Annotated in this window: 4 protein-coding genes; 3 read left to right on the top strand and 1 reads right to left on the bottom strand. The window is 66.9% G+C overall.

Annotation, left to right across the window (positions count from 1 at the left end):
• The coding region (locus AC3XYG_RS06765; RefSeq protein ID WP_489139044.1) for a hypothetical protein at positions 1–248 on the bottom strand (248 nt) is incomplete at its 3' end.
• 98 nt (positions 249–346) lie between these two features.
• On the opposite strand from AC3XYG_RS06765, the gene tnpA reads away from it, so the two are divergent.
• The 3 genes from tnpA to tnpC all read left to right on the top strand — a co-directional run.
• A complete protein-coding gene (tnpA, locus tag AC3XYG_RS06760) occupies positions 347–910 on the top strand; it encodes an IS66-like element accessory protein TnpA (protein WP_489139043.1) in 564 nt (187 codons plus the stop codon).
• Complete coding sequence (tnpB, locus tag AC3XYG_RS06755; protein ID WP_489139042.1) at positions 907–1,260, top strand: IS66 family insertion sequence element accessory protein TnpB; 354 nt, start codon at positions 907–909, stop codon at positions 1,258–1,260. The genes tnpA and tnpB overlap by 4 nt, the downstream gene beginning before the upstream one ends.
• 128 nt (positions 1,261–1,388) lie before the next feature.
• A partial coding sequence (gene tnpC / locus AC3XYG_RS06750) for an IS66 family transposase (protein ID WP_489139045.1) occupies positions 1,389–2,852 on the top strand: 1,464 nt, incomplete at its 3' end.

Genomic DNA, 2,852 nt, shown 5'->3' with positions numbered 1-2,852 from the left:
GAAGGGGTGAGAATCGGACTATCTCGACCGGGCTTTCGAGGAGAAAGCCCATGGCCAAGCACCGCAGCTATTCGATCGAGTTCAAACGCCGGGTTACGCCAATCGATCCGTAAGCGCTGTTCCGTCCCCACATTGGCATGTCCGGCGGCATCGGCGATGCTGACTTGCCATGGAGCGCGATCGTTTTGACCATAGGGTCGACCATAGTGAGGCTTCACGCCCGAGCGGTTGAGGCCCGTGGAGGTCATCACGGGCGTCGAGCGCCGGCGCCGATGGTCGGTGGAGGGTAAGCGGGCTTCCGGCCCCACGTTTCGGATTGGGGCGGACGGTGGCTTAATGCCATCCCATGAGCGATCGTTTTGACCATACGCTTGAGCCTACGCTTGAAAGCAAGCCCGGCGCCTGCGACGGGGCCGTGGAGTTTCGGCGTATCGAGCTGATCACGGGCACGGGGCGTCGCCGGAAATGGCCGACGGCCGAGAAGGCTCGCATCCTGATCGAGAGCCTGGACCCTGGCGCGAACGTGTCCGAGGTCGCCCGGCGCAACGGCGTCAGTCCGCAGCAGTTGTTCGGCTGGCGGCGGCAGGCCCGCGTCCTGTTCGGCGAGGACGCTGGTGAGGCGGGCAGCACGGCTCCGCCGGCGGCCCCCGCCACTCCGGCACCGTCGCCGCGGCCGAAGAGCGGCAGAGCAAAGTCATCGGCTGGGACGGCTGTCGAGGCGCCCGCATTTGCGCAGGTCGTCATCGCAGGTTCGCCAATGGCGGCGCCACAAGCTTCGCTGCCGCCAACCGACACCCGTCTGCCGGGCGTGATCGAGGTCACGCTCGGCGACACGGTCGTGCGCGTCAGCGGTCGGGTCGAGGCCGAGTTGCTCGCCATCGTGTTGCGGGCCGTGAGGAGGTCGTCATGATCACGGCCGGCGCGGAGATGCAGGTTCTCGTGGCGACGAGGCCGGTGGATTTCCGCAAGCAGGCCGACGGGCTGGCTGCGATCGTGCAGGCGGCGCTCGGCGCCGATCCGTTTTGTGGTGCCATCTACGTGTTCCGATCCAAGCGGATGGACCGCGTGAAGCTGTTGTGGTGGGACGGAACCGGCATCTGCCTGATGACGAAGCGGCTGGAGAGCGCCCAGTTCCGCTGGCCGCCGATCGAGGACGGCATGCTGAAGTTGTCGGCGGTGCAGCTCGCCACGCTTCTCGAAGGGGGCCAGTGGTCAAGCGTCGAGCGTCGCGAGGTCGTCCGTCCGAGTGCCACCCAATGATCCAGCGACACGACGACTCAGGCGCACGATCGAGGCTGCGCGCACCCCCGGAATCGGCGACGCTGTGGCTCGTCTTCGGCAAGACGGGCCGCGCGGTGACCAACGCAATCGATACGCTTCCCAACGACATGGATGGGCTTCGCGCCCTGATCCTGGCCGAGCGCACCGCCCATGCAGCCGAGCGCGACAAGCTCGCGGCCCGCAACCAGCGCCTCGAAGCCATCATCGCCGAGATCCGGCGCGCGCACTTCGGCCGAAAATCCGAGCGCATCACCGACGATCAGCTGTCGCTCGCGCTGGACGACCTGGAATCCGCGCTCGCCAAGGCCGCGACCGAGGATGAGAAGGTCGATCCGGCACTCAAGACCGAGCGGACGAAGAAGCGCCGCGCCAGCCGCAATGAGAACCTCGATCACCTGCCGCACGAGGAGGTAGTGGTCGAGCCCGACAGCAAGGCGTGTCCGTGCTGCGGCGGCGAGTTGCACGTCATCGGCGAGGATACATCGAAGCGCCTCGACAAGGTTCCGGCCCAAGTGCGCGTGATCGTGACGAGGCGCCCGAAATATGCCTGCCGGACGTGCGAGAAGACGGGTGCCGATGACGTTGCGGGGATCATCCAGGCGCCGGCTCCGGCGCGGCTGATCGAAGGTGGCCTCCCGACCGAGGCGATGGTCGCCGATGTCGTTGTCAGCAAGCACGCCGATCACATCCCGCTCTATCGGCAGTCCCAGATCCTGGCGCGCCACCGCGTCACCATCGAGCGCTCGACCTTGGCGCAATGGGTCGGTGCCGCCGCCGCCGAGCTGCAGCCGCTGCACGATCGTCTGATCGCGCTGCTCAAGGCGTCGCCCCGGCTGTTCTGCGACGAGACACGGTGCCCGGTGCTCGATCCTGGACGTGGCAAGACCAAGACCGGCTTCCTATGGGCCATCGCCCGCGACGACCGGCCGTGGGGTGGGGCCGATCCGCCGGCGGTGGCCTACTCCTACGCGCCCGGCCGTGGCGGTGAGCACGCCATCAAGCTGCTCGACGGCTTCTCTGGCGTGCTGCAAGTGGATGGCTACGCCGTTTACAAGAAGCTGGCCGCGCCGACACGCCCCGGCGGCCCGGTGACGCTCGCTTATTGCTGGAGCCATCTGCGACGGCAGTTCTACGAGGTCTATGTCGGCGGTAATGCACCGATCGCCACCGAGGCGCTCGCGCGCATCAAGCAACTCTACGACATCGAGGCCGAGATCCGCGGCCTGTCGGCGCAAGTGCGCCGCGCCATCCGTCAGCAGCGCGCCAAGCCCGTGGTCGATGCCTTGAAACCCTGGCTCGAAGCGAGCCTCGCCAAGGTCCCGAAGGGCGGCACGATCGCCGACGCGCTCGGCTACGGGCTCAACCACTGGGACGGCTTGTGCCGTTATCTCGACGACGGCTGCATCGAGATCGATTCAAACACTGTCGAGCGTTCGATCCGCGGTCTGGCGCTCACAAGAAAGAATGCACTCTTCGCAGGCCACGATCGCGGCGCCGAGGGCTGGGCGATGATCGCGTCGCTCCTGGAGACCTGCAAACTCAATCGCGTCGATCCGCTGGCCTGGACCACC

It is taken from the genome of Inquilinus sp. (assembly GCF_057815775.1).
This window is presented reverse-complemented; position numbering and strand designations above follow the sequence as displayed.